Genomic DNA, 23,628 nt, shown 5'->3' on the forward strand with positions numbered 1-23,628 from the left:
CTGGCGAGGTAAGCAAGTAATCACACACCTGAGGCCCGCGATTTGGTATGCAGCCTACCTGTTGGTACTGGTCAGACGGCTCGTCACGTGCCAGTAACCCGCGGTGCTACTTCGTACGCAGTGCTAAACTAGGTATGAAACACACTGCGCTGCAATTGCCGGTACCATCGCGCGCCCATCCAGAAGCCTGCGATGATATACGGGAGACCGCCCATCACCCACATGAGCAGCCCTGCTAACTGCTGATCTGCCAGGCTGCGGGCTTCGCCATAGAACGGCGACGGGGCGAAGGTCAGCAGCGCGCCCAGAAAGCCGGTATGCATAAGCGTAAATACCATGGCCAGTAACGCCATGGGTGCTTTTTTTATTGTGGCGTTCAGACATGCCCACCAAAACCACACTGCCGAAACAATAAAGCAAGCATGTTCAAATACATGAACCCAGGGGTTAGTGAGTGCCAGCATATAAAACTGGGGAATGTGCCAGAACCAGATCACGGCAGCATGTATATAGGCGCACCCCATAGGATACTGGGTAATGGCAAAGGCTTTTTTCAAGGGGGTTTTAACGTAGCGCCCGCTGCCCCGGTAAATTTGCAGCAGGGGCTTACTCATCGCCAGGGCGGGCGCTATCACCACAATCATAAACATGTGCTGGGTCATATGGGCCGACGAGCTCTGCTCAGCCCAGGTATCCAACGGCCCCACTATGGTAAATACGGTGATAATCATGGCCAGATGAAACAGTCCCTGCCGCCACTTCAGGGCAGAGGCATAGCGGACACCGCGCACGTACACACACCAGAGCACCAGTACTATCAGCACTGAAAGTCCGGCTGCCACGGCTTCCTGCCCGCTGCTGGCAAACGGACTATGTGCCTGGCTGCTAAACGGCACCAGTGCGGCCAGGCCAGCAATGATGCGCGCTACATGCATGGGGGGATGCCCAACAACGGCAATGCTATAGCCACTGTCGCCACGCTCGCGGCCAGATAACCACCAGCGGCCAGACTGAGTGTGAACCGGCCATGCCCTGTAGCCGAGCGCTTCATTTGCCAGCTTAACCAGGCGCAGTAACCCAGGTACCCGGCAGTTACTGCGGAGACTCCCAGCAACGTCAGGTTAATCCAGTTTAGTGCCCCGGCGGCCGGTGACGGCGGAGCCCACTGGCATCCTAATGCCGCGCCTGCATAAACCACAATAAACCATACCGCCCACACTATTAGCCCGGTAACCAGATGCCAGGCGCTGTAATTCACCGGTTTCATGCTGCCTCCCACCAGGCGGGGAGCAGTACAAAACTGCATACACTCACCCAGAAAATGCCCAGCGTATACAACCACAGTGGATACAGCACCGAAACTTCGTAAAACAGGGTCTGACTGATATGCCCCTGTTTAATCCGCCAGGTCTGCAATAGCGATGCAACCACACTCATCCCACTGTGGAAAATAAGGAACGCAAACATCACCAGCATCACGGCATCGGCAGCCCGACTGGTTAATTTAAGATCGCTGGCCACCATAGCCCAGATTAATAGCCCCAGATGACACACTGTCAGCGCACACACGGTATACAATTTTTTGCTGAAACCGCTGTCGCCGCCACCGCGAAGTTTTTGCTCTATATTTCGATACAAGAGTGTGCCGAGCGTCAGGAAAATGCCACTGGTCAGCATGAGCGGGCGTGAGACCGAGGACGTATCAGGTAACTCACCGTTCGGCGAAACGGTCCACAGGTATAGCCAGCCAAACACCAGCGACAGATACAGCGCGCCGTCGGCCATCAGCATCACCATTATCCCCCACAAGCCTGGCCCGTCTGCCGTGCGAGAATGCAGTGGCGGCTCGTCGCTGTCAGACTCATTGTCAGTGAGTGGTGCCATGGTTTTATGGGTGCCATTTTCCCAGCTCCAGCGAAATAACAACGCCGCTGCGGTAGCAGTGACCCCCACCGCCAGTAAATACTGACGGGTAAGCAGGCTGATGCATAGTCCCGCCAAAACGGCTGCGCATATCAACGGCCACCATGAATGGGTGGGAATATGAAACACCGTTTTCAGTTTCCCGGAGATAGCCTCGGTCCCATACAGCTCACGCCGACCGTGCTCAATGCGGGCTAATCCGTGCGCGCCCGCCGGAATAGACTGGATCAGTCCCGGAGAATCCCATAACGGATGGCGGGTTTTAATAGTAGGAATACTGGCAAAGTTATACGACAACGGAGGCATCCCGGCCGCCCATTCCAGAGTATCGGCGCGCCAGGGATTAGGCTTGGCTTTGGGGCCAAACTTGAAGTGCAAAATAACATCCAGCGCCACCATCACCAGCCCGGTGGCCAACACGAATCCGCCGACAGACGAGGACAAATTCAGCCAGTCCCACCCTTGTTCGCTCTGATAGGTAAACACCCGCCTCGGCATGCCCAGCAGGCCGGTTAAATGCATCAATAAGAAGGTGCCGTTAAAACCAATAAACACCAGCGCAAACGCCCACTTACCCAGCTGCATAGAGGGCTTACGCCCGGACAATAACGGTAGCCAGTAATACAGCGCACCTATCAGTGGAAACAACATGCCGCCAATAAGCACGTAGTGAAAATGCGCGATAACAAAGTGAGTATCGTGGACCTGCCAGTCAAACGGCACCAGCGCCAGCATCACACCGGTCAGCCCCCCGCAGACAAAAATGAACAGAAAACCGCAGATCCACAACATAGGCAGTTCAAACCGTACCCGGCCTGTCCACAATGTCGCCATCCATACAAACACCTGGATTGCCGTGGGCACGGCCACCAGCATACTGGCCACCGAGAAGAACGCCTGCGCCAGTTGCGGTATCCCAACGGTAAACATATGGTGAACCCACAGTCCGAAACTTATAAAGCCAGTAGTAATAACCGATAGCACCAGCCAACGGTACCCAGCCAGCGGGCGGCCGGCGAATACCGGCAATATGGTAGAGACGATACCCGCGGCGGGCAGGAAAATGATATACACCTCAGGGTGCCCGAATAGCCAGAAAAGGTGTTGCCAGAGCAGCGGATCGCCGCCGGCGGCAGGGTCAAAGAAAGGCATCTGCGCGGCCCGTTCCAGCTCCAGCAGAATACTGGCCAGAATAAGCGGAGGGAAGCCAAATACAATCATTAGCGCCATGGCCAGAATGTACCAGCAAAAAATAGGCATCTTTGCCAGCGACATGCCCGGGGCGCGGGTGCGCAGAATGGATACCGTCAGTTCTATGCCCGCCGACACCGCCGATATTTCCACAAACGTTATACCGAGCAGCCAAAAATCTGACCCCGGCCCTGGTGAGTATTCCGCGCCTGACAGGGGCGTGTACATGAACCAGCCTGAACTGGGGGCGATGCCCAGCACCAGACTGGACAACACAATTAAGCCGCCAAACAGGTAACAATAGTAACCAAACGCGCTGAGCCGAGGGAATACCAAGTCGCGGGTGCCAATCATTTTCGGCACCAGGTACATTGCCGCCCCTTCCAGCACCGGAATGGCAAACAGGAACATCATGATGGTGCCGTGCATGGTAAAGACCTGCGCGTAGACATCGGCATCCAGCAGACTCTGGCCAGGCTTGGCCAGCTGCGTGCGGATGAGCATCGCCAGGGTAATGCCCACGAAGAAAAAGGCGATCCCGGTCAGCATGAAACGTTTGCTAATGGAGGTATGATTCACCGCCGCCAGATTTCCCCACCCCGGCAGGTTATCCCATACCTTGGCCATGCGGTGGTGTAGTTGCTGGTTACTCATGATGCTGGCCCTCGCGCTGGGTGGTCAGCCACGATTTAAACCCGGTTTCGGAGTGCGCTACCACTTTAAAGTGCATAAAGGCGTGAGACTGACCACAATATTCAGCACACTGTCCGCCATATTCACCAGGCTTGTCAGCCTGCAAGCGGATAACATTGGTTTTACCGGGGATAGCGTCTATTTTGCCACCCAGCCGGGGCACCCAAAAACCGTGGATAACATCTTCACTGGTTACATAGATATCTACCGGGGTGCCCGCCGGTAAGTGGATTTCATCGGTAAAGTGCAGGTCTTCATCCGGGTAGTGCACCTCCCACGCCCACTGCCGGGCATGCACATTAATGCGCAACGTATCATCGCCTGGCCAGGGCAACATACTGTGGCCAGAAGGTATGCCAAACACCAGTAACAGCACAATGCTCACTGTGGGCAGGCCAATGCCACCGGTATACACCATGGTGCGCAATACCCGCTTAGTGCCTTGTTCATCGTAATCCCGCTGGCGACGAAAAATGGCGTACAACCAGAGTCCGGTGACCACCAGCAACACCAGCGTGCCGCCCCAGAACATCGCCCACCACACGGCGACTATATCTTTAGCTGCAGGCCCTGCCGGATCCAAAATAGACAGCGGGGCGCCATAACCGGGACTGACCAATAAGAGCGCACTGGAAAGCACGCCGCATTCTGTTAACCTATTCAACAACTGACCATCCTTCTCATTGGTAAAAGAAGTAACTGTCCATGGCAAATCAGAAAATCAGTAGTCGCGCTGCAATCAATGGACACCCTCTCCACCCGGCGCTGATCCACTTTCCCATTGTGAGCCTGTATTTTCTGGTCGTCACCGACATTGCCTACGTCATCACCAGCAACCCGTTCTGGGCAAAAGCGAGTTACTGGCTGGCAGCCCTTGGCCTGGGGCTGGGTACTTTGGCGAGTATCGCCGGTGCAATTGATGTGATATTTGTACGCATGATCCGCCACATTGTGGCCGCCACCGCACACGCACTGCTGGCGGTGATGACCTTGTCGCTGACTGCGCTTAATCTGATATTGCGGTGGGGCGACGATCCGGCGGCTTATATCATGCCCTGGGGACTGTTCGTGGGTATCCTGGCCGCCGTACTCGTTAGTATCACCGGTTTGCTGGGCGCGCAGCTCGTGTATGAATACGCCGTGGGCGTAGACGTACCGCTGAAGGACGAAAGCCACAAAGGTCACTAAAACGGCCATGGTATAAACTCCGGCACGGCCGGCTTCGCCAGCACTATCCAAATGATCCCCATGGCACATGCCATCAGCGCCACCAGCAAGCAGCGGCTCCACAACGCCAGATACTGCCTTTGCTGGCGCTCCAGCCGAGCAATGAGCAGTCCAAGGCTGGCATGCAGTATAGTTAACACCGTCACCAAGGTCAGTTTTACTACCAACCAAAACTCCGCGCTGTTGTTAAGCATAAAGACCACCGTACCCGCGGTGATGGCAATAATGGCGGCCGGCACAGATACATAGATAAATACCATCCGTGCCACTGAGCCAAACTGAAACGGTGGTTCGTTGAACGGGCGCTGATCTTTCGACTCAGCGGCAATTAAAAGGGGGACATACAACACTGAGGCCAGCCAAATTAACAGCGTTAATATGTGTAATCCCAATACCCAAATCACAGTCAGTCCTTCGTATGCGCAATGCAACCTGCCGGTAGTAATGTGTGGTGACATACGGGTGCGACGCAAATCAGTTTACCCGGCAACGCAACATATTTTATTCTGGTTGCTTATTCATACTGGCATTCTGAAATTTAGTGCAATTTTGCGTGGGGTTTGTGGCGCTTAATGCTTTTCGGCTTTCGTCTGCCCGGAGCGAGTTTCGCTGGGAACGACACATCGCGCTGCAATTAAAGAGAGCATAACGAGAGAAAAACCCACAGAACTGCCAGGCAGCTCTGTGTTCATCATACCGGTAGCAGACCGGATAGCTTAAAAAAAGCTCAGAGGGCGTGCTTGGGATTTGGCCCGTACTCGTTGTCAGGCTTGCTGTCGAGGCACATCAGAACCAGCAAAATAATGCCCCCGATCACGGGAATGAAGGCCAGCAGCACCCACCAACCCACTTTACCTGAGTCATGCAGACGCCGAATCGTGACCGCCAGTGACGGCAGCAGCACCGCCAAAGTATATAGAAGACTCAACGCGCCCCACCCCATTTCCACATTGTAGGTGCCAAACACCATGTCGAGGACGGTCAGCACAATCGTGATTAACACGTTGAACAACATAAAAAACCAGTATTCCTTACGACGAGCTCTACCTGAAAACGTTGCATACTGTTTAAGTACTGCCAGGTACCAATTCATAGTTATATCCTTATATTATTGTTTTATATGCTAATTAGGACAAAACACTGCTGCGCTCAACAGGTGTTTTATTTATCGCAACAACGAATGTACTGAATGTAAAAAGGAATGGCAATCAGTGAATTCACTGCCCCCTTCCCGTCGTCCCCCCAACGCACTTCTGAAGTTGTTTGACTGCTTAATCGCATGTCCCTGCTTTCACCACATATACCGATTAAGGCAACCTTTATCGCGTTCGGTATCCCGTCTTGATAATGTAGCCACGTTTGATATTCACTACCCAGAAGGTATTGACCTGTGCAACGTCATCATCGTTTACTAGCGGAAATCAGGCTGTTTATTGGCTTTTCCCGCAACTCAACGTCAACAAAAGAAAAATTTGTATCTGGCACCACCGGCTTGTTGGGAATTGGTATCGTTTATCTGGCGGGGATGCTGTTGGGCGAGTATGCCTTTGACGGTCAGGATAACAGGCTCAGCGATGCCTTCATGCTAATCCCGATCGCCGCTAGCGCGGTGTTGCTCTTCTGTGTCCCGCACGGCGCTCTATCCCAACCCTGGCCTGTTATCGGGGGCAATACCGTAAGTGCCGTGATAGGGGTGATCTGTAGCCAGCATATTGCTTCCCCAAGTATTTCCGCGAGTGTGGCAGTAGGTGGAGCAATACTCGTTATGCAATTTCTACGTTGTATTCATCCCCCCGGTGGTGCAACCGCTCTCAGTGCGGTACTCGGCGGCGAAGCTATTCAGAAATTAGGATATGACTTTGTCATTTTCCCTGTCTTTTTTAGTGCAGTGCTGATGGTAATACTCGCCACTGTGTTGAACTATCCGTTTCAGTGGCGCCGATACCCTTCTCATCTTTTTCATTCACAGAATGACTTGCAACGTATCGCGCCAGACCAGCGCACCTCTGAAATTACACTGGAAGACTTTATTGCGGCGGTTAACCAACACGACTCCTATATCGATGTTACCGAAGAAAGCTGGATTGAACTTTTTGAGCTTGCTAAACAAAACGCAGAAAAAGGCATCGAACATCCTGAAGAGATTGTTACAGGGAGTTACTACAGTAACGGACAGTTAGGACGCAGCTGGGAAATAAGACAAGTAGTAAGAAAAGAATTCAACAAGCAAAAGCAGGCTCACATAACTTATATCAAAGTTTCTGACACGCCAACGACACTCGAAAAACACTGTAGTCTTGAAACCTTTCGCCAATGGGCTAGGTTTGAAGTGAGTAAGACTAACGGTTATTGGGAAAGAGCCTGATAAAGAAAAATGGGGGAAGTTAATGCAGTATAAATTGCATAGAATTTACGACGACAATGGACCGCAAGGTTACCGCGTACTCATCGATAAGTTGTGGCCACGTGGCATTTCAAAGCAGGATGCCGCATTAGATGACTGGTGGAAATCGTTTGCACCATCTGACAATTTACGGGAATGGTTTGGTCACGACGCTGATAAATGGGACGAGTTCAGAAAAGAGTATCTGCATCAGCTCAGTGAGCAAAAAAAAGAAATTAAGGAGTGTCTTGCAGATGTTAATCAGGGCACTCTGGTTATTTTATACGGCGCAAAAGACGATAAACATACACATGCCCGGGTTTTTCAGGAATATCTGGAAAAGCTTAACCATTAATTCGTCATTTAAACTGTGCTCATACCATAGAGTAAAATATTGCGTGTATTTACGCTTTCAGTCTGGCTTTCATTCTGTCTTTAACAAATGTCACGGGTATCTGGATCAGGTACTCCCGCCAAACGCTATTTTTAGCGGTACCCGTTGCTCAGTTCTGCATGCTCTGAATAGCAGGGTTGCTGTCTGAGAGTCTGTAAAATCGACACCCTTCCCTGCAATCACGCGGGTCACAGATCTCCTCTTGATCAAATACCCTTTCAAAATCAAAGCGTTAAAAAACCACACTGGCTGGCAAACTTGTTGCAACAGCTGGGGTATTAATAACGTTAGCAAGGGGGCGAAGTGGAAACATTCAGCGCAGTAACCATTGTAAAAAGCCGGTTAGAACAGTTACAGCGTCTGGTGACTCAACTGGAGGCGTGCGATCCGGCGCCGCAGGAACTTATTCTTGTATGGATGACCCGGCCATCCGACTACTCTCTGCTTAAAAGTGACCAATTTCCCATTGTGCATAAATTTGTAACGGGTGAGACACTGCCCATCGCGAAAGCCCGCAACAAAGGTATTGCAGCAGTATCGTCAGAAAGATTCGTTTATATGAATGTGGATGCGGTGATCCCGCCGGATATTTTCTCACAGCTTCAGGACAATCATGCATCGGACACTATTTACAGCACACACATTCAGTATGTCACCAAACCGGCGTTAAACCAGCGCCATACAGATTTGCTGTCAGATACCCAACACCACGTGGATTGCGAGCGCAAAGAAAGCGATTACAGTGCCCTTTTTTGTATGCGCAAACAAGATTTCGAAACCGTGGGCGGTTTCGATGAGCGCTTTGACGGTTTTGGTATTAACGACGAAGACTTTTTTACCGCGGCCCGTCACAGCAACCTGACAGTGACACCGCTGGACGCCGTTACCTTTGTACAGTACCGCCCGCATTACCGCTGCCCGTTAAACCATTTTCTGGATTTTAGTCGCAACGCAGAAATTTACCGTAGAAAGTGGCAGGAATACCCGTGTAAAGACGTGCTCATGCGCTACGCGGAGCAGGGCTACATCAATAAGGATTTTCAACAGGCCGGTATTAAAATCGACCACTTACCTACCGACACGAAGGATGTGCCGTTAACACCGGAGCATGCATACGACGAGGCGTGAATTATGGACGACACTGAGCGCAGTTTTAAAGACACACTAGCTGAGTTTATTAAACAGGACGGTTTTCCCTGTGAAGGAGCAAGAACCGCGCTGCAGAAGGACCAGATCCACGTCCATCGATATGGAGACATTCAGTGTGGTAAACGCACTACCGACCTGCTTGCAGATATTTATGAATTTGCCGATACATTCAATATCGACGAGCACATGTATTCATCGTTTGTGGCGGTGTTTGACCAGTCGCGCCCCATGAGTGAACGGTGTTTTGAGGCGGCTTTATGGCAAAAACTCCAGGACCTGCATAATATTGATGCCAGGATGTACGACTGGGACAGCGCGGTGAGTAACGATGTTACCAGCGCTGATTTCAGTTTCAGTCTGGGCGGTAACGCATTTTTTATTATCGGATTGAATCCGGCAAGCCGCCGACGCAGTAGACAATTTGAATATCCCGCACTGGTGTTTAATTTACATCAACAGTTTGAGCATTTGCGTGAAAAGGGCACCTTCACCCGGTTTCGCGACCGGATCCGCGAACGTGATGAAGCCTTTTGTGGTGCACCTAACCCTATGCTGGCTAATCACGGGGAAGGGTCTGAAGTGTTGCAATACAGCGGCCGCGAACTGGAGAAAGAATGGGAATGTCCGTTTAAAGTAAGGAGTTAATATTATGACAAACCGTATTGCCCCCCGCAGCGGCACGGCCTTCACAGTAAAGAAAGGTCAGAAAATTAAGGTCATCGATCCGGAAGGCGAACAGGTCTCCGATATTTACTGTTTTAATGCTATTGATATCAAAGAATATCTTTCCTCAGGTCGCACCCTGGACTACAACGAGAGTATTGAGTTTGGTAAAGGCTCAGTACTTTATTCCAATCGCAGCAACGAAATGCTGGAAATTGTCGCCGACACCGTGGCCAGCCACGACTTTCTGCTTACCCCGTGCAGTAAGGAAACTTTCCGTCATTTCTACCCGGAGGAAACCCCGGTGCCGGGCTGCCACGGAAATCTGGTAAATGCCTTCCATGAATACGATATTCCGGAAGAGTACCTGAATACCACCTTCAATATTTTTATGAATGTAGACGTGGCCGCCGATGGTAAAATTTCGGTATTACCGCCTAAAAGTAAAGCTGGCGACTACACGGTTTTTGAAGCCAAGATGGATCTTATTGTGGGGCTGACGGCCTGTTCGGCGGGTGAGTCGAATAACTTTACCTATAAACCTATTGAGTACGAAATCATCTAAAGATTACGCACCGCCGGTCTGGTTGGCAAGCAACACAAATACCCGCCGGGCAACGTAGCGCAGGCGCCGATAAAAGGCTGCCGGGACGCTGTGGCGCTCTGCATCCGCCTGCATCGCCGGCAATACACCAGGGAGTTAGTGCAACCGATGTTATTTTTTGAAAGCTGGTTCGAGCTTTTTCGGGTAGCAGTTACTGCGGTAATTGCCTATGTGCTGTGTATTGCGCTGGTGAGTTTGTTTGGCAAACGCTCGGCGGCCAAGATGAATATCTTTGACTGGATGGTCACGGTGGCGATGGGCTCTATTCTGGGCTCTGCGGTGTTGCTAAAAGATGTGGTGATACTGGAAGTGGCGCTGGCCCTGTTCATGCTGTTACTGCTGCAGTACTTGTTTACCCTGTGGTCAGTAAAGTCATCCACCTTTAAGCGATTTATGAACAAGTCGCCCACGCTGCTATTTTATGACGGTAAATTTATCCGCCCGAACCTTGTCAAAGAACGGGTGACCGACGATGAGGTACGCACCTGCATCCGCGCTCAGGGATATACGTCCGAAGAAGCCGTACTGGCGGTAGTGCTGGAACCCAGTGGTGAAGTCAGCGTCCTGCCCGCCCATACCTCGCCTTACCATCCCCCCTCCCTGGAGGACCGGGTACTGAAAAGCGTCAAAAAACACTGAGTTATTTCATGTGCACTTTGCCGCCAATCATTTTGTAGGCAGGTGTCCCCCGTATCATCGTCTGGCGGGCAAACTCCTGACCACATCCGGGGCAATGGCACGGCGTGGTGGTGTAATCTTCCACGATACGTTCAATGAAACATTTCACCAGTGACCCCTTCCCGCCCTTACGGTATTTAAAAATCGGGCTTTTACACTGCAAGCAGGAGATTTGCACCGTCCGTACCGGCCCCTTTTTATTTGGCTTTGCCATGTTGGTATGCTCCTGTTAAACCTTTGTGTCACGCTCTGACTATCGCTCACCAAGCCCCAGTGCCTTCATGACACCCTAACAAAAGCGGCTCTTTTGAGAAAGTGACTACGCGCAAGGTTCACCCCATTCTTGTCAGACGGTATACTGTGGCCATGAGCTATCCTGTACCTGCCGGCCAGCACGAGACCTTGCTGGAAATTAAAAAAAGTAAATTCCACAGTCGCGCCGGCTTCGTGGATAGTCGTGATGCGGCCATGAGATTGCTGGAGGAAGCCCGGGCACGCTACCCTGACGCCGGGCATCACTGCTGGGCCTACGTATTAGGTGCGCCCCATTCGCCTCGCAGCGCCGCCATGGCCGACGACGGCGAACCCAGCGGCACGGCGGGTAAGCCTATTTTAAATGTGTTGCAGCATAAAGATCTCGGCGACGTCATGGTTGTCGTCAGCCGTTATTTCGGTGGCGTTAAACTGGGCGCGGGTGGTCTGGTACGGGCCTACGCAGGAGCGGCACAGCAGGTCATTGAGGCGTTGCCGGTGAGGACCCAGCGCGCAATGACCACACTCATTGTCCAGGCCGACTTCAAAGATGAACAGTATCTGCGTCACTGGGCCACGCAGCACGAAGGCAATGTGGTGCACTGCGGTTATCAACAACACGTTGAGCTGACACTTGCCGTGCCCGATGAGAGTGTGGGGGCGCTGCGTGCGCTGGCCGGTAGCGTAGGTTTTTCAGTAAAAGTCCCTGCCGGGTGAAGAACTAACTGCCGTGAATTGCCGTAACAACTTCTAATTCCAACCTTTTTAAATAATTCAGGGAGCCAAACAGCATGCGCCTATTGCTGCCCTTTGTCCTATTGCTGCTTGTCGGTTGTAGCGACCCGCCTGAAAAACCTGAACTGTTACGCTCAGTCGTTGCCGCGCCTGTCACTGCATTCGATGGCAGCGAAACCCGGGTATTATCGGGTGTGGTGCAATCGGCAGAAACCAGCCAGCTGAGCTTTGAGGTCGCCGGTATCGTGGCCAGCGTCAAGGTAAATCTGGGTGATACCATCGCCAAAGGCGATGTGCTGGCTACCATTGAACCCCGCGTATTTGAGCTGGCAGTGAAACAGCGCAAAGGTCAGTTATCAGAAGTGCAGGCCCGCTTATCTGAAGCACAGACCGACTATAACCGTAAACAGCAACTTATCGATTCCGGTGCGGTGTCACAGGCTGAACTGGATGTCGCCGAGACCCAACTCAGCTCGCTGCGGGATCAGGTGGAAATTGCTCAGGCCCAGCTGGAGCTGGCTGAGGAGGAGCTGGCCGATTCTACCCTGATCGCCCCGTACGCCGGGACAATAGCAGAGCGGCATGTGGAGCCTTCGCAGCGAATAACCCCCGGGCAACCGGCCTTTACTATTCAGGGCGAGACGGGGGTTGAGGTGGCCGTATTGATGCCTGAAAACCTGGTCAATTTTATAAAGGCCGGTGACACTGTCACCGTGTCGGTGTCTGCCATTGGTGAGAGCGGTTTAGCCGGTCATGTGTTTGAGGTTGGCAGTCGTGCACAAAGTGCCAATGCGTTCCCTGTTACCGTCAAGCTCGACAACAACCCCTCGCAGATACAACCCGGCATGAGTGCGGAAGTCCGTTTCCAATACCAGCGCAATGAGCAGCAGACCGCCTTTCTGGTGCCTCTTGGTGCAATCGGCGCCGGACCTGACAATCAGCACTACGTCTGGCAGCTACAACCCGGCGAACAGCAAGATGCCTACACGGTGAATAAAGTCAGTGTCACGGTGTTGTCGATGGAAAAGGATACCGCACGCATTCAGGGCGATCTATCTACCGACACCCAGGTGGTGCGTTCCGGCGTGGGGTTTCTGGAAGCCGGTCAGCAGGTCCTGCTGGCAAACGGTAGTCATCGGCTGTTCAACGAGTAGCGTCGCCTATGAAGTCTTTGTCACAACTCAGTCTGGAGCAGAATCGCCTGATGCTGGCGGTGGTCGTAATGTTAATGATCTACGGCCTGGTCAGCTATTTCAAATTGCCGGCTCAGGAAGACCCCTCTATCACTATCCGTGAAGCCGTGGTCACCGCCAGCTATCCCGGTCTGCCTGCGCACAAGGTCGAGCTGCTGGTTACCAAAACGCTGGAAGAGGCAGCCCGCAAACTGCCGGAAATAGATGAGATCCGGTCGGTGTCGATGATTGGTCAGTCTATTCTCCATGTGAAAATACAAGATCAGTATTTTGAACTGGAGCAGATTTGGGATGATTTGCGTGACGAACTGGAACAGGTCCAGTCTGAACTGCCTGAGGGCACCTCTCCCCCGCTGGTAAATGACAACTTTGGGGATGTGGCGGTTCTCACGGTGGCACTACTGGCCGACAAAAGTTACACCGTGGGTGAGCGCTATGATTACGCCCAGCATATCCGCGATTCGCTGTTTAAAGTTAAGGGCGTGAAACGCATCGATTTGTTAGGGGTCATCCCAGAACAGATTGCGATTGAAATAAATAACACCAAGCTGGCCGGGCTGAATATGTCGCCTAACCAGCTGGTTTCCATGCTGCAACAGCAGAACATTATCCAGCCTGGTGGCACTGTCGATGCCAACGGGCTCAACTTTACTATTCAGCCTTCCGGGTATTTTCAAACGGTTGATGATGTGCGAAATGCACTGATTGCGATACCCGGCCAGCAGGAAACCGTGTTGCTTAAGGATATCGCCACGGTCTCACGGGAACCGGTGGATCCCCCTACCCGCACCGCCTACTTCCAGGGCGAGCCTGCCATTATTTTTGCCATCGCCAAAAGCGACAATATTGATGTGCTTGAATTTACCCCGCAAATGGAAAGAGAGCTGGCACAGCTGAGTCAGATCTTACCGGCAGGCATGCGACTGGAAACCGTCACCCGTCAGGCCGATGTGGTAGCCAAGGCGGTTAATGGCGTGAGTATGAATGTACTGCAAACGCTGGCTATTGTGTGCACCGTGGTGATCTTATTTCTAGGTTTCCGGGCCGGGTTTATCGTGGGCGCTATCGTGCCGGGTGTGATCCTGCTTACTATCGCTATTATGTCATTCACCGGCATGGTGCTGGAACGCATGTCACTGGCCACGCTGATTATCTCGCTGGGTGTGCTGGTAGACAACGGCATTGTAGTGGCCGAAGACTTCAAACGCAGGCTGGAAGACGGCGAGTCCCGCAAAGATGCATTGGCTAACAGCAGCCGTTCGCTGTCGTTTCCGCTGCTCACCTCTTCACTGACCACCATTTTGGTATTTTTACCCTTGATGCTGGCAAATAGCGCAGCCGGCGAATATACCCGCTCTATATCGTTGGTAATACTGATTGCGCTACTGGTAAGCTGGCTCTTGTCCCAGACCATTACGCCCTACCTGTGTTATCACTTTGTGCCAGCGCCAGGCGAACAGAAAAAATCACGCTTTACCATAAGCCGTTACTTTGAGCGGCTGAACCCTTATTACGAACGCCTGCTTCGCCGTATTCTGAATATGCGGGCGATATTTATGGCTATTATGGTGGGGCTCTTCCTTCTTGGCGGTTACGGACTGTCGAAGGTCCCCGCTAAATTCTTTCCCGACTCCGACCGTGCACAGGTGCTGGTCTACCTGGACTTGCCGGCCGGCAGCTCTATACGCGAAACCAACCGCACGTTGGAAAACGTCTTTACCCGGCTTGAGGACAGTGAGCGCTTTCCTTACGTACAGAAGCATGTCGGCTACGGCGGGTTTGGCGGCCCCCGTTTTGTACTCTCGCTCACCCCCATCGACCCTGAGGCTTCCAAAGGGTTTATCATGCTGGATGTAGGCGAACGCAAGCACGTCGACCCCACAATTAACGAACTTCGGGAAATGTTTGCCGCAAAGTTTCCTAACGTGTTTGCGCGGGTGACCAAGATGTTTCTGGGTCCGTCAGACTCCAGCAAAATTGAGGTACAGGTGAAGGGGCCGGATAAAGACTTATTATTCAGCGCCTCCCAACAGCTCGAAACCTTATTGGCTGAACTGCCCGGCACCTACGATATTCGTAACAACTGGGAAAACCGGGTTACGCAGATCAAGCTGGACATTGATCAACAAAAAGCACGCCGGGCCGGAATTAGCTCTGCGGATATTGCGCAGACCCTCAACACCTATTTCAGCGGTCGGGTGATCACCGAGTTTCTGGAAGGCGACGATATACTACCGGTGGTCATCCAGGCTAAAGAAGAAGAGCGCGTCAACTTAACCCGGATTAGTAGCGTGAATATCTTTTCCCAGAGCCGCGGGGTGAGTGTCCCCCTTACGCAAGTGGCAACCATAGAGTATGAAACTAATTTCGCACGCATTGCCCGGGAAAACCTTTTTCGGACGATTACCGTGGAGGCGAAGAACTTTCGGTATAACGCCGAAGAAATGGTGCCCATGCTGCAGGCTGATATCGACCATCTCCAACAGTCACTGCCGTATGGATACACGGTGGAATACGACGGCGTCATTGAAGAGTCGGCAGACTCGCAATCCTCGCTTAACGCCTATATTCCGCTGTGTTTGACCATTATTATCCTGTTGCTGATTGCGCAGTTCCGCTCCTACCGCAGCACCCTGATCATTTTGCTTACCATTCCGTTGATTATTATCGGCGCCGCACTGGGCTTAATTGTTATGCAGGGCAATTTTGGCTTTATGGTCATTCTGGGGCTGTACGCTCTGGCAGGAATCATAGTAAACAATGGCATTGTGTTAATTGAACGGATTGACGCAGAGCGCAATGAGCAACAAAACAGTGACCATGAAGTTGACGCAGTGGTTACCGCCAGTGTCCGGCGCCTGAGACCAATACTCATGTCCACATTTACCACCATTTTAGGACTGGTCCCCCTTATCCTGTCTGGTGATGTATTGTTTTATGCCATGGCCTCTGCCATTGCCTTTGGTTTAGCCGTGGGCACAATACTCAGTCTGGGCGTGGTACCGGTGCTGTATTCGCTGTTTTTCCGGTTACAGCCTGAAACGCGGAGTTAGAGGGTAAAGCGTGAGCGGGAAAGACGTCAGTGGATCAGTAATCGCGCCGGCGGGGCCGGCGCACTGGGCATTAATGACTATTTATGGGTGCCACGGATAGGATAGTTGTTGTCCGGATCGCGGATCCACTGCAACCCTGAAATCAGTTGATCCAGATCGGGCCGCACAAAGGGGTTATTGGCCACATCAGCCACCTGCAGGGCATCGTCTTTATTGATAATGAACAACGCCGGCTCAGAGAAGTTATGGTCGGTTTCGTTTTCTGACATAGGCTCTGAGACATACACGCCCAGCGCCTGCATGTCGTCTTCGCTCAGGCCGTACGCAATAGGATAATTGATATCAATGTCTTCCAGGTGCGCCTGAAGCTGCTGCTCGCTGTCTGCCGACACGGCGACCAGATCAATTCCCGCGTCATATAAATCATCTTTGTATTTTTCCAACGCATTCAAAAACTTGGTGCAGATAGGACAGTGTTTACCACGATACACAAGCACCATTTTCCAGTCGGTGCCGTTCTTGCGGGATTTCAGATTAACCCGGTCACCGGTGAGTGTATTCACTTCGATATCCGGAAAGGTGTCGCCGGGGTGTAATTTATTCGTGTACATAAAGGTTCCTTTTCTGTGTTCTGAGGCATCGCGAACCCGGCACAGCCGTTCCGCGACGATACCTTTATTGCTACGCAAGGCGGGGGGAATTGATTACGCCCAGCGGGAATTTAATATTCCTTACTGCTATCGCGCTTTACATCAGCTCAAGAATTGGCAGGAAATAAACAATGTTAGCTATAGTGTAATAACACATGGGAGTTACCTGATAAGGCGTCTGTATGGGATATGATTTCGATAAGAGTTTGCTGATTTCAGCCTGTATCCGGCATGAAAACACTGCTGCTATGACAAGTCTGTATGCAGGTTAATCATTTTTCCCCCCGCTTTCTAATACTGTTCATTAAGTGACTTCAATTCACACACTCATTACTGTGCTTGGCAGTCTGGGCTTGTTTCTGCTGGGGATGGTGGTGATGACAGACGGGCTGCGCCAACTTGCCGGTGACGCCATTCGCAGGCAGTTGCGTTATTACACTCGCTCGCCGCTCACGGGTGCCGTCACGGGCGCCTTCAGTACTGCAGTATTACAGTCATCCAGCGCCATAACCGTGGCCGTTGTCGGGTTCGTGGGTGCCGGCCTGATGAGCTTCAGTCATGCACTGGGGGTTATCTTCGGCGCCAATATTGGCACCACCATTACCGGATGGCTGGTGCTGTTGTTTGGCTTCAAAATAAAGCTGGGTGCGGCGGCACTGCCACTGGTGTTTATTGGTGTGCTGATGCGGCTGCTGGCCTCAGGCAAACTGCGTGCAATCGGCTTTGTTTTGGCAGGCTTCGGGTTGTTATTTGTGGGTATAGCCAGTTTGCAGGACAGCATGGCTGGCCTGCGAACCTTGCTTAACTTCGAGCCACTGCCTACCGGCCACATAGGGCAGGTTTTGATTATTGTAGGGCTGGGTATGCTCTTCACTCTGGTGACCCAGTCATCCAGTGCCGGTGTGGCGGCCACGCTCACCGCCCTGTATGCCAACATGATTGATTTTGAGCAGGGCGCGGCGTTAGTGATAGGCATGGATGTGGGCACTACTATCACCGCGGCTATTGCCACCACCGGGGCCAGCGTGAGCGCCAAGCGCACCGGGTTTTCCCACGTTATCTATAATTTGATGACCGGGCTATTAGCGGTATTGCTCATCACTCCGTTTATCTTGGTCTGGGAAGCGGTGTCCCTCGTGCCCATTGAACAGCACAGCGAAATTGCCCTTATTTCGTTTCATAGCTTCTTCAACCTACTGGGAGTGATGGTGATCCTGCCCTTTACCCACCAGTTCGCCGCGCTGATGCGCCGCCTATTTCCAGAGGATGGCGACAACATTAAAACGCGCCTCGATGAAAACCTGCTGGGTGACAGCCAGGCCGCGCTGGATACTCTGCAATATTGTGTACACCATACCTTCTTTGGTCTGTTAAGCAGTCTGCGCACAGCCCTTAGCGGGCACTCCGCAACGGTGCCCAGCCGGGGCAATGATATCGACGATATGAGTGCCTTTGCCGACAGGATCTCCATCACCCACCAGCATCCTCATCATCACGCCAGACTGGTACACCTTATCCATTGTCTCGACCATCTACGACGGGTAGATGACCGGCTTGAGGAAATACCGGAGTTTAACGAACAGCATCACGGCGCGTCGATCGCGTCTCAGCGTGAGCTTGTAATAACCACCCTGACTACCGTGCACAACAATCAAGCCCCTGGTGACTGGGCAGCCTCAAACAGGAACCTGGCGGAACTGGCCGCTCACCTGCAAGCAACCGAATCAGAGGTACGTGCGGACACATTACATGCCGTGGCCCAAGAAGCGTTGGAGATCCCCGTCGCCACCGTGCGGCTGGATTATAGTCGATGGCTGCGACGGTGTATTAATAATCTGCATCGCGCAATGACCCATATGGATAGCTCGGTACAATCGGTAGGAGATACTCGCGAGGCTTAACAGGGATGAGGCGTGGTAATGGTGACACCAGCAACAAAAAAAGCCGCAGCGACCTGGTGAAGGTCAGCTGCGGCTTGCTCCTTTCTGGTTACGCTAAGGCGGGTTAGTCTTCCACAAACCCTTCATTAGCTTTGATCGTCAGCGGATGATAACCCGGCTTGGCTTCAGCGAAGGCTTTCGCCGCGAACGCTTTGCCTTCCGGCGTTTTTGCCAGCTCACGATAAAGAGGCTTCACCAGCTTATTACGGCCAATATTAACCAGGTACGAGTACAGGCGGTCATACGCCGGCTTATACTCGTTCTGGACCGCCAGCAGCAGCCAGCTATGGGCAATTTCATTATTTTTGCTGTCAGTCAGTGCAAAGGCACTATCCAGTTCGGCCAGTTGTTCATCACTCAGTTCACGTGGTAGGTTATTCAGGAAATACAGCCACTCGTGCACCGTCCAGTCCTGGGTGGCGATATCCGTCGCGGCGGTGTCACCTTTTAGCCAGGCACTGCGCTGATCATCTATATTGGTGAATGCGTCAGAGCTGGGTTTTGGTGCCCCTTCAGGAATGCCCGGTTCAAAAATCCACTGCATTATGCGCTCTTTGCTGAGTTTGTCCGGATACTGGGCCAACAGTGTCTGCTCCAGATAGGCGATGAATTCGTCGGTAGTAATACTTTGAAACGCGAAGTGTTCAAAGTATTCCACTAAAAAGGCATCAAACGCTTCCCGGCCAATGGTGTGTTCAATTTCACGCAGGAACAACGCGCCTTTTTCGTAAGGGATATCGGAGAAAACGGCATCCGGATCCCGCCCGCGCAGATCAATGGCCAGAATTTCATCGTCTGCAGGTAAGGCGGCAATATCTTCCTGCAGATCCTGATAGCCCAGCACAGCTTCCATACGGTAGCGGTCGTGGCCATAAATCATTTCCATGATGCGGTAGGTCAGATACGTGGTAAAGCCTTCGTTCAGCCACAGATCCCGCCAGGTGGCATTGGTCACCGTATTACCCGACCAGCTGTGCGCCAGCTCGTGGGCAATCAGCGAGACCAGACTTTTGTCGCCGGCAATAACGGTGGGCGTTATAAACGACAGGCGCGGGTTTTCCATGCCGCCAAACGGGAAGGACGGGGGCAGGATCAGCAGATCGTAGCGATCCCAGCTATACGGGCCGTACTTTTCTTCGGTTGCCTCCAGCATGCTCTCGGTGTCTTCAAATTCTGCAGCAGCAGCGTCGAGCATGGATGGCTCAGCGTATACGCCCGTGCGCGGTCCCATGGGCGTGAACTCCAAATCACCGATGGCCAGTGCAATCAGGTACGAAGGCACGGGTTGCGGCATAGTAAATTCATACACGCCATCGCGCTCGGTCTGCGGATCGTTGGACGCGCTCATCACCGCCAGCAACGCTTCCGGTGTACGAATAGTGGCATCATAGGTAACCCGGACCTTAGGGGAGTCCTGTAGTGGAATGAAGCTACGGGCATGGATAGCCTGCGCCTGAGTAAACAGGAAGGGGTGTTTTTTACCAGCAGTCTGGGCCGGTGTCAGCCACTGGACGCCGGAGGCATCGGGCGAGGTGGCGTAATGCACGGTGACTTTATTCGCTTCTGCGGGCAGCATAATATTCAGCGGCGTCCCCAGATCCGTGTCGGTTTCACCCATCGAGTAATCGACCTCTTCGCCGTCGACAGTGACTTTATTAATCGTCAGCGCGCGGGTATCCAGCACCAGTCGTTTAGCGTCTTCTTTCTGGCGCTCTACAGTCAGAGTGGCAGTGCCGTGAAGCTGACGGGCTTCAAAGTCTGCCGTGAGGTCCAAATCCAGGTGAGTAACCCGGATGGTGTCGGGGTTAGCAAACGAGTGATAATCTTTACCCGCTTGTATTTCTGCGGTCTGTTGCGCTTGGTCACTGTCGCTGGTAGCGGCAGTATCCGTGGTGGGGGCTTCGCTACAGGCCCACAACAGGGGCGCTGCCAGCGACAGCCAGAATAGCTTTTTCATTGGAATTCCTGGTTCGGCTAAATTTAACGGGTCACAGCATACCAAAAATTCATTGTCAGGGGAGAGATCACAGCACTGCAAGGTCATGCAGTGCTGTGCAGTCATGTGTACTTAATAAGGCAGGAAGTTAAATGCATATTCCAGCTGGGTTTGCGATACGTTCTGGGCACCAAAGTTAATCATGGCCACTCGTGCCAGCAGTTTATTCTCCAGCTCCGGATGGTCCAGTTCACTGTTCACGATGCTGATATCGGACACGCTGCCGTTAGGCTCTATGGTCAGCTTCATGGTCACTTTCCCCTGTAAGGAGGGATCAGCGCGCAGTGCCCGCCGGTATAAGGCGTAAACCGCCCCTTTATTGGCGTCCAGTACTTTGCGGATAGACTCAAGATCACGATTGCCGATCACCTCTGATTCTTCCTCAATGCGCTTGGCTGCCAGTGACGCCACACCTTCTTCGGGTGCTTCGAACTCTGTCCCCCGTCGCCCTGCCAGCTCGCCCCGGGCACCGATATTCTGACTGACTTCCGCGTTCTGTACCCCACCACTGGTCTGAGTAACCTTATCGGCAGCAATACGTTTGCGGGTGGTTTGTTCCGCTTTGCCCGCGCCTTCTACAACCTGGGTGTTGGCCAGGTTGTCCAGGCTGGTGCTGTCCCGCATACTCATCAGGTCATCCTGAAACGCCAGCACGCCGGTCTTCTTAGCATTTTCCCGGGCCTCTGCCACCTTTTCTTCCTGCGTCGGTTCAGGTTTAGGTTGTGGCTTTGGCTCAGGCTTCGGACGGGGCTTGGGCTCCGGCTTCGGCTCAGGTTTTGGCTCCGGTGGCTTCTCTTCCGGTACCACCTCTTCTGCGACGGGTTCCGGTTCGGGCTTCACTTCAGGGGCCAGCGGCAATTCAACCGGCTCGATGATCCGCGCCAGTTGCGGCGGTAACTTTTCTTCCTCTTCTCTGGAAACGGGCGGCAGCTCGGTAAGCTGGATTACCACTGCGGCCAGCAGGGTAATGGCTAAAACACCCACCGTAATGCGGGAAAACTGTTTATTTTCCTGTTCGCAGGACTCCCATGGCAGGCGGGTTTGCATGGTTACGCTACTCACTGGCCGCCTCCGCTGACTGAATTTGCTCAACGGCCAGTGCCAAATCGGTATAACCGGCTGCGGCACAGGTTGCCATAATCCGCTTTAACAGCGCATAAGGCACAGCCTGATCGCCCATGATAGTAATCGCCAGCTCACCCTCACTATCTGCACCACGGGACTGCTGACGCCTGGCCTTGCGGTATTCCAATTCTTCCAGCAGCGCTGCTATGGTGTCTCCCCCGGCTTGCATAATCGCCGGTACATCAGCCACTTTCTGACCCTGTAAAATCAGGTTCTCGGTATTTACCATCAACAATAAGGTTTCCCGTGCCGGAGTCTCCGAGGTGGCTGCAGGCAGCGTCACCGACTTATGGTTGTCCAGCACCTGTACGTCCGACGAGTTCAGCATCAGGAAGAACACCAGAATGGTGAAGATATCCATCAGCGATACCAGGCTCAATTTAGCGTGTTGCGACTGGCGTTTGTGATGACGCTCCATACGTTTCGCGCGCATTGACTGCTTCACTGGCCACCTCCTGATTGGGTATCAACGGCACCAGAGGCCTGCATGAGGCGCTCCATATCAGCCAGATCAGCCGGCACATCGGCAAAACCGACTTCGGGAAACAGTTCAGCATCCACTACCGAGGCGGCGACCACATCCTTATATGAGCGGGTGGTTTCCAGCAGGGTAATGATATGTTGATAGGGCACATCATCCTTAATCAGCAGGGTGACGTTCTTTTTCTCTACGCCTTTTGCCAACAGCGTTTGCTTTAGCTGACGCAAAATCAGCTCGAGACCGTCCCAGTCCTGTACTATTTCACCGCCTGTGCCTGCCTGGGCGGGCAACGATTTCACCAGGTAACCTTCCGGGAAGAAGACGGCCATGCCTTCGTTCCCCACCAGCACTTCCAGCTGCTCCTCGGCAATGGCATCGGTACTGCCCTCCCCCTGCAACCCCGGCAAGTTCAGTTCAATCACCGTGATGCGGGAAAACACCATCATCATTAATAATACGGGGACCAGCACGATCATGAGATTCATGAACGACGTGATATCCAGCTCGGCGTCTTTTTTAGGTCGCTTTATCCGCCTTTTAAGCATCATCAGATTTACTCGTCAGAGGCGCGGGTGTTCGCAGACAGCGATTTTTTGGCCATCAGCAGGTTAATGCACTTCACTCCTGCCATCTCCATACTGTCGACGATTTCGGTCGTTTTAGTTTGCAGCATGGCGTGAAAGGCCAGTAACGGAATAGCGGATATCAGACCAAACGCTGTGGTGTTCATTGCTACCGATATACTCTGCGAAAGTAAGCTGGCTTTTTCAGACGGATCCGCGTTGGCTACCGCCGAAAACGCCGCAATCAAACCTATGATGGTACCCAATAGCCCCAACAGGGTGGCAATGTTTGCCAGCGTACCTAAATAAGGAGTGCGTTGTTCCAGGCGCGGAATGGTTTCCATCAGCCCTTCTTCCATTGCGTATTCCACGTCATCCCGGCGCGGGCTTAGCTTAAGGCGCGCAATACCGGCACCAATGACCCGGGTCACCGGCGCATTGTCACGCTCGCTCATGCGTACCACCGAGTCGTACTGACTGGCATTCAGCATCGGCTCGATTTCTGCGAAGGCCCGTTTATTGGTGCGCTTAGCGCCAGACAGAAAGATATACCGCTCGATGGCAATGGCCACACCCAGCGCCAGTACCAGCGCGATGGGGAACATAAACGGGCCGCCTTCCTGAAAAAAGCGCACAACGACGTTGAAAAAATCCATACCTAAGTCTCACTCTTAAACGTGTATTGGGTTGTTTTACCGCAATAAAAAATTGATGTCGTTATTGCCTGACTGACTC

The 23,628-nt window shown here is 52.7% G+C and carries 24 protein-coding genes; 11 read left to right on the forward strand and 13 right to left on the reverse strand.

The window, feature by feature from the left end; genetic code table 11:
* Positions 1-128 precede the first annotated feature (128 nt).
* From OCL06_RS15690 to coxB, 4 genes are read right to left on the reverse strand one after another with little or no spacing between them, the layout of a single operon-like run.
* Complete coding sequence (locus OCL06_RS15690; RefSeq protein WP_262996294.1) at positions 129-935, reverse strand: cytochrome c oxidase assembly protein; 807 nt, start codon at positions 933-935, stop codon at positions 129-131.
* The gene (locus OCL06_RS15695) at positions 926-1,267 is read right to left on the reverse strand and encodes a hypothetical protein (RefSeq protein WP_262996296.1); all 342 of its coding nucleotides are present in this window, start codon (positions 1,265-1,267) and stop codon (positions 926-928) included. The genes OCL06_RS15690 and OCL06_RS15695 overlap by 10 nt, the downstream gene beginning before the upstream one ends.
* Entirely contained in the window at positions 1,264-3,768 is a 2,505-nt protein-coding gene (gene ctaD, locus OCL06_RS15700; RefSeq protein WP_262996298.1) for a cytochrome c oxidase subunit I, read from the reverse strand. Before ctaD ends, OCL06_RS15695 begins: the two co-directional genes overlap by 4 nt.
* A complete protein-coding gene (gene coxB / locus OCL06_RS15705; protein WP_262996300.1) occupies positions 3,761-4,471 on the reverse strand; it encodes a cytochrome c oxidase subunit II in 711 nt (236 codons plus the stop codon). The genes ctaD and coxB overlap by 8 nt, the downstream gene beginning before the upstream one ends.
* 41 nt (positions 4,472-4,512) lie before the next feature.
* Between coxB and OCL06_RS15710 the strand changes: the two genes are divergently transcribed.
* Positions 4,513-4,995 (forward strand): DUF2231 domain-containing protein, encoded by a 483-nt coding sequence (locus OCL06_RS15710; protein WP_262996302.1) that lies wholly within the window; start codon positions 4,513-4,515, stop codon positions 4,993-4,995.
* Here OCL06_RS15710 and OCL06_RS15715 read toward each other — a convergent pair.
* Both OCL06_RS15715 and OCL06_RS15720 read right to left on the reverse strand, forming a co-directional pair.
* Complete coding sequence (locus OCL06_RS15715; protein ID WP_262996304.1) at positions 4,992-5,438, reverse strand: CopD family protein; 447 nt, start codon at positions 5,436-5,438, stop codon at positions 4,992-4,994. The genes OCL06_RS15710 and OCL06_RS15715 overlap by 4 nt on opposite strands.
* A gap of 323 nt (positions 5,439-5,761) precedes the next feature.
* Positions 5,762-6,127, reverse strand: coding sequence for a DUF805 domain-containing protein (locus OCL06_RS15720; protein ID WP_262996306.1), 366 nt, complete (start codon positions 6,125-6,127; stop codon positions 5,762-5,764).
* A 297-nt stretch (positions 6,128-6,424) separates the two neighbouring features.
* Between OCL06_RS15720 and OCL06_RS15725 the strand changes: the two genes are divergently transcribed.
* The 6 genes from OCL06_RS15725 to OCL06_RS15750 all read left to right on the forward strand — a co-directional run bounded on the left by OCL06_RS15725 (position 6,425) and on the right by OCL06_RS15750 (position 10,866).
* Positions 6,425-7,399, forward strand: a complete 975-nt coding sequence (locus tag OCL06_RS15725; RefSeq protein ID WP_262996308.1) for an HPP family protein — start codon at positions 6,425-6,427, stop codon at positions 7,397-7,399.
* Positions 7,400-7,421: 22 nt separating this feature from the next.
* Positions 7,422-7,772 (forward strand): DUF488 domain-containing protein, encoded by a 351-nt coding sequence (locus OCL06_RS15730; RefSeq protein ID WP_262996310.1) that lies wholly within the window; start codon positions 7,422-7,424, stop codon positions 7,770-7,772.
* 342 nt (positions 7,773-8,114) lie between these two features.
* A complete protein-coding gene (locus OCL06_RS15735; RefSeq protein ID WP_262996311.1) occupies positions 8,115-8,939 on the forward strand; it encodes a glycosyltransferase family 2 protein in 825 nt (274 codons plus the stop codon).
* Positions 8,940-8,942: 3 nt separating this feature from the next.
* The gene (gene gntA / locus OCL06_RS15740) at positions 8,943-9,605 is read left to right on the forward strand and encodes a guanitoxin biosynthesis heme-dependent pre-guanitoxin N-hydroxylase GntA (RefSeq protein WP_262996313.1); all 663 of its coding nucleotides are present in this window, start codon (positions 8,943-8,945) and stop codon (positions 9,603-9,605) included.
* A 4-nt stretch (positions 9,606-9,609) separates the two neighbouring features.
* Positions 9,610-10,188 carry a DUF1989 domain-containing protein gene (locus tag OCL06_RS15745; RefSeq protein WP_262996315.1) on the forward strand — a complete coding sequence of 193 codons (579 nt, stop codon included), beginning with the start codon at positions 9,610-9,612 and terminating at the stop codon, positions 10,186-10,188.
* Between the two features lie 147 nt (positions 10,189-10,335).
* Entirely contained in the window at positions 10,336-10,866 is a 531-nt protein-coding gene (locus OCL06_RS15750; protein WP_262996463.1) for a DUF421 domain-containing protein, read from the forward strand.
* A 1-nt stretch (position 10,867) separates the two neighbouring features.
* Here OCL06_RS15750 and OCL06_RS15755 read toward each other — a convergent pair whose 3' ends face one another.
* Complete coding sequence (locus OCL06_RS15755) at positions 10,868-11,119, reverse strand: hypothetical protein (protein ID WP_262996316.1); 252 nt, start codon at positions 11,117-11,119, stop codon at positions 10,868-10,870.
* A 152-nt stretch (positions 11,120-11,271) separates the two neighbouring features.
* Between OCL06_RS15755 and OCL06_RS15760 the strand changes: the two genes are divergently transcribed.
* The 3 genes from OCL06_RS15760 (at position 11,272) to OCL06_RS15770 (ending at position 16,138) form a co-directional block, all read left to right on the forward strand.
* On the forward strand, positions 11,272-11,874 hold the full coding sequence (locus OCL06_RS15760; RefSeq protein WP_262996318.1) for an IMPACT family protein: 603 nt from the start codon (positions 11,272-11,274) through the stop codon (positions 11,872-11,874).
* Between the two features lie 74 nt (positions 11,875-11,948).
* Positions 11,949-13,046, forward strand: a complete 1,098-nt coding sequence (locus OCL06_RS15765; RefSeq protein ID WP_262996319.1) for an efflux RND transporter periplasmic adaptor subunit — start codon at positions 11,949-11,951, stop codon at positions 13,044-13,046.
* Positions 13,047-13,054: 8 nt separating this feature from the next.
* The gene (locus OCL06_RS15770) at positions 13,055-16,138 is read left to right on the forward strand and encodes an efflux RND transporter permease subunit (RefSeq protein WP_262996321.1); all 3,084 of its coding nucleotides are present in this window, start codon (positions 13,055-13,057) and stop codon (positions 16,136-16,138) included.
* Between the two features lie 77 nt (positions 16,139-16,215).
* Here the strand turns inward: OCL06_RS15770 and OCL06_RS15775 are convergent, their stop codons facing one another.
* Positions 16,216-16,749 (reverse strand): redoxin domain-containing protein, encoded by a 534-nt coding sequence (locus tag OCL06_RS15775; RefSeq protein ID WP_262996323.1) that lies wholly within the window; start codon positions 16,747-16,749, stop codon positions 16,216-16,218.
* 347 nt (positions 16,750-17,096) lie between these two features.
* Between OCL06_RS15775 and OCL06_RS15780 the strand changes: the two genes are divergently transcribed.
* Positions 17,097-18,689, forward strand: coding sequence for a Na/Pi cotransporter family protein (locus OCL06_RS15780; protein WP_262996325.1), 1,593 nt, complete (start codon positions 17,097-17,099; stop codon positions 18,687-18,689).
* 103 nt (positions 18,690-18,792) lie between these two features.
* On the opposite strand, the gene OCL06_RS15785 is transcribed toward OCL06_RS15780, so the two are convergent.
* The 5 genes from OCL06_RS15785 to OCL06_RS15805 form a co-directional block, all read right to left on the reverse strand.
* The gene (locus OCL06_RS15785; protein ID WP_262996327.1) at positions 18,793-20,685 is read right to left on the reverse strand and encodes a M1 family metallopeptidase; all 1,893 of its coding nucleotides are present in this window, start codon (positions 20,683-20,685) and stop codon (positions 18,793-18,795) included.
* 111 nt (positions 20,686-20,796) lie between these two features.
* The gene (locus OCL06_RS15790; protein ID WP_262996329.1) at positions 20,797-21,786 is read right to left on the reverse strand and encodes an AgmX/PglI C-terminal domain-containing protein; all 990 of its coding nucleotides are present in this window, start codon (positions 21,784-21,786) and stop codon (positions 20,797-20,799) included.
* Positions 21,779-22,294, reverse strand: coding sequence for an ExbD/TolR family protein (locus OCL06_RS15795; protein ID WP_262996331.1), 516 nt, complete (start codon positions 22,292-22,294; stop codon positions 21,779-21,781). Before OCL06_RS15795 ends, OCL06_RS15790 begins: the two co-directional genes overlap by 8 nt.
* Positions 22,291-22,878 (reverse strand): ExbD/TolR family protein, encoded by a 588-nt coding sequence (locus OCL06_RS15800; RefSeq protein WP_262996333.1) that lies wholly within the window; start codon positions 22,876-22,878, stop codon positions 22,291-22,293. The genes OCL06_RS15795 and OCL06_RS15800 overlap by 4 nt, the downstream gene beginning before the upstream one ends.
* A 5-nt stretch (positions 22,879-22,883) precedes the next feature.
* Positions 22,884-23,549: a MotA/TolQ/ExbB proton channel family protein gene (locus tag OCL06_RS15805; RefSeq protein WP_262996334.1), complete on the reverse strand. Its 666-nt coding sequence runs from the start codon at positions 23,547-23,549 to the stop codon at positions 22,884-22,886.
* Positions 23,550-23,628: the final 79 nt, after the last annotated feature.

It is taken from the genome of Alteromonas salexigens (assembly GCF_025628895.1).
GTDB lineage: Bacteria > Pseudomonadota > Gammaproteobacteria > Enterobacterales > Alteromonadaceae > Alteromonas > Alteromonas salexigens.

What these genes read in the sequence shown, in the direction of transcription:
- OCL06_RS15690 (WP_262996294.1), bottom strand. Translation starts at nt 935, where the DNA reads ATGCATGTAGCGCGCATCATTGCTGGCCTGGCCGCACTGGTGCCGTTT.
- OCL06_RS15695 (WP_262996296.1), bottom strand. Translation starts at nt 1,267, where the DNA reads ATGAAACCGGTGAATTACAGCGCCTGGCATCTGGTTACCGGGCTAATA.
- ctaD (WP_262996298.1), bottom strand. Translation starts at nt 3,768, where the DNA reads ATGAGTAACCAGCAACTACACCACCGCATGGCCAAGGTATGGGATAAC.
- OCL06_RS15710 (WP_262996302.1), top strand. Translation starts at nt 4,513, where the DNA reads ATGGCAAATCAGAAAATCAGTAGTCGCGCTGCAATCAATGGACACCCT.
- OCL06_RS15720 (WP_262996306.1), bottom strand. Translation starts at nt 6,127, where the DNA reads ATGAATTGGTACCTGGCAGTACTTAAACAGTATGCAACGTTTTCAGGT.
- OCL06_RS15730 (WP_262996310.1), top strand. Translation starts at nt 7,422, where the DNA reads ATGCAGTATAAATTGCATAGAATTTACGACGACAATGGACCGCAAGGT.
- gntA (WP_262996313.1), top strand. Translation starts at nt 8,943, where the DNA reads ATGGACGACACTGAGCGCAGTTTTAAAGACACACTAGCTGAGTTTATT.
- OCL06_RS15745 (WP_262996315.1), top strand. Translation starts at nt 9,610, where the DNA reads ATGACAAACCGTATTGCCCCCCGCAGCGGCACGGCCTTCACAGTAAAG.
- OCL06_RS15750 (WP_262996463.1), top strand. Translation starts at nt 10,336, where the DNA reads ATGTTATTTTTTGAAAGCTGGTTCGAGCTTTTTCGGGTAGCAGTTACT.
- OCL06_RS15755 (WP_262996316.1), bottom strand. Translation starts at nt 11,119, where the DNA reads ATGGCAAAGCCAAATAAAAAGGGGCCGGTACGGACGGTGCAAATCTCC.
- OCL06_RS15760 (WP_262996318.1), top strand. Translation starts at nt 11,272, where the DNA reads ATGAGCTATCCTGTACCTGCCGGCCAGCACGAGACCTTGCTGGAAATT.
- OCL06_RS15765 (WP_262996319.1), top strand. Translation starts at nt 11,949, where the DNA reads ATGCGCCTATTGCTGCCCTTTGTCCTATTGCTGCTTGTCGGTTGTAGC.
- OCL06_RS15770 (WP_262996321.1), top strand. Translation starts at nt 13,055, where the DNA reads ATGAAGTCTTTGTCACAACTCAGTCTGGAGCAGAATCGCCTGATGCTG.
- OCL06_RS15775 (WP_262996323.1), bottom strand. Translation starts at nt 16,749, where the DNA reads ATGTACACGAATAAATTACACCCCGGCGACACCTTTCCGGATATCGAA.
- OCL06_RS15785 (WP_262996327.1), bottom strand. Translation starts at nt 20,685, where the DNA reads ATGAAAAAGCTATTCTGGCTGTCGCTGGCAGCGCCCCTGTTGTGGGCC.
- OCL06_RS15800 (WP_262996333.1), bottom strand. Translation starts at nt 22,878, where the DNA reads ATGATGCTTAAAAGGCGGATAAAGCGACCTAAAAAAGACGCCGAGCTG.
- OCL06_RS15805 (WP_262996334.1), bottom strand. Translation starts at nt 23,549, where the DNA reads ATGGATTTTTTCAACGTCGTTGTGCGCTTTTTTCAGGAAGGCGGCCCG.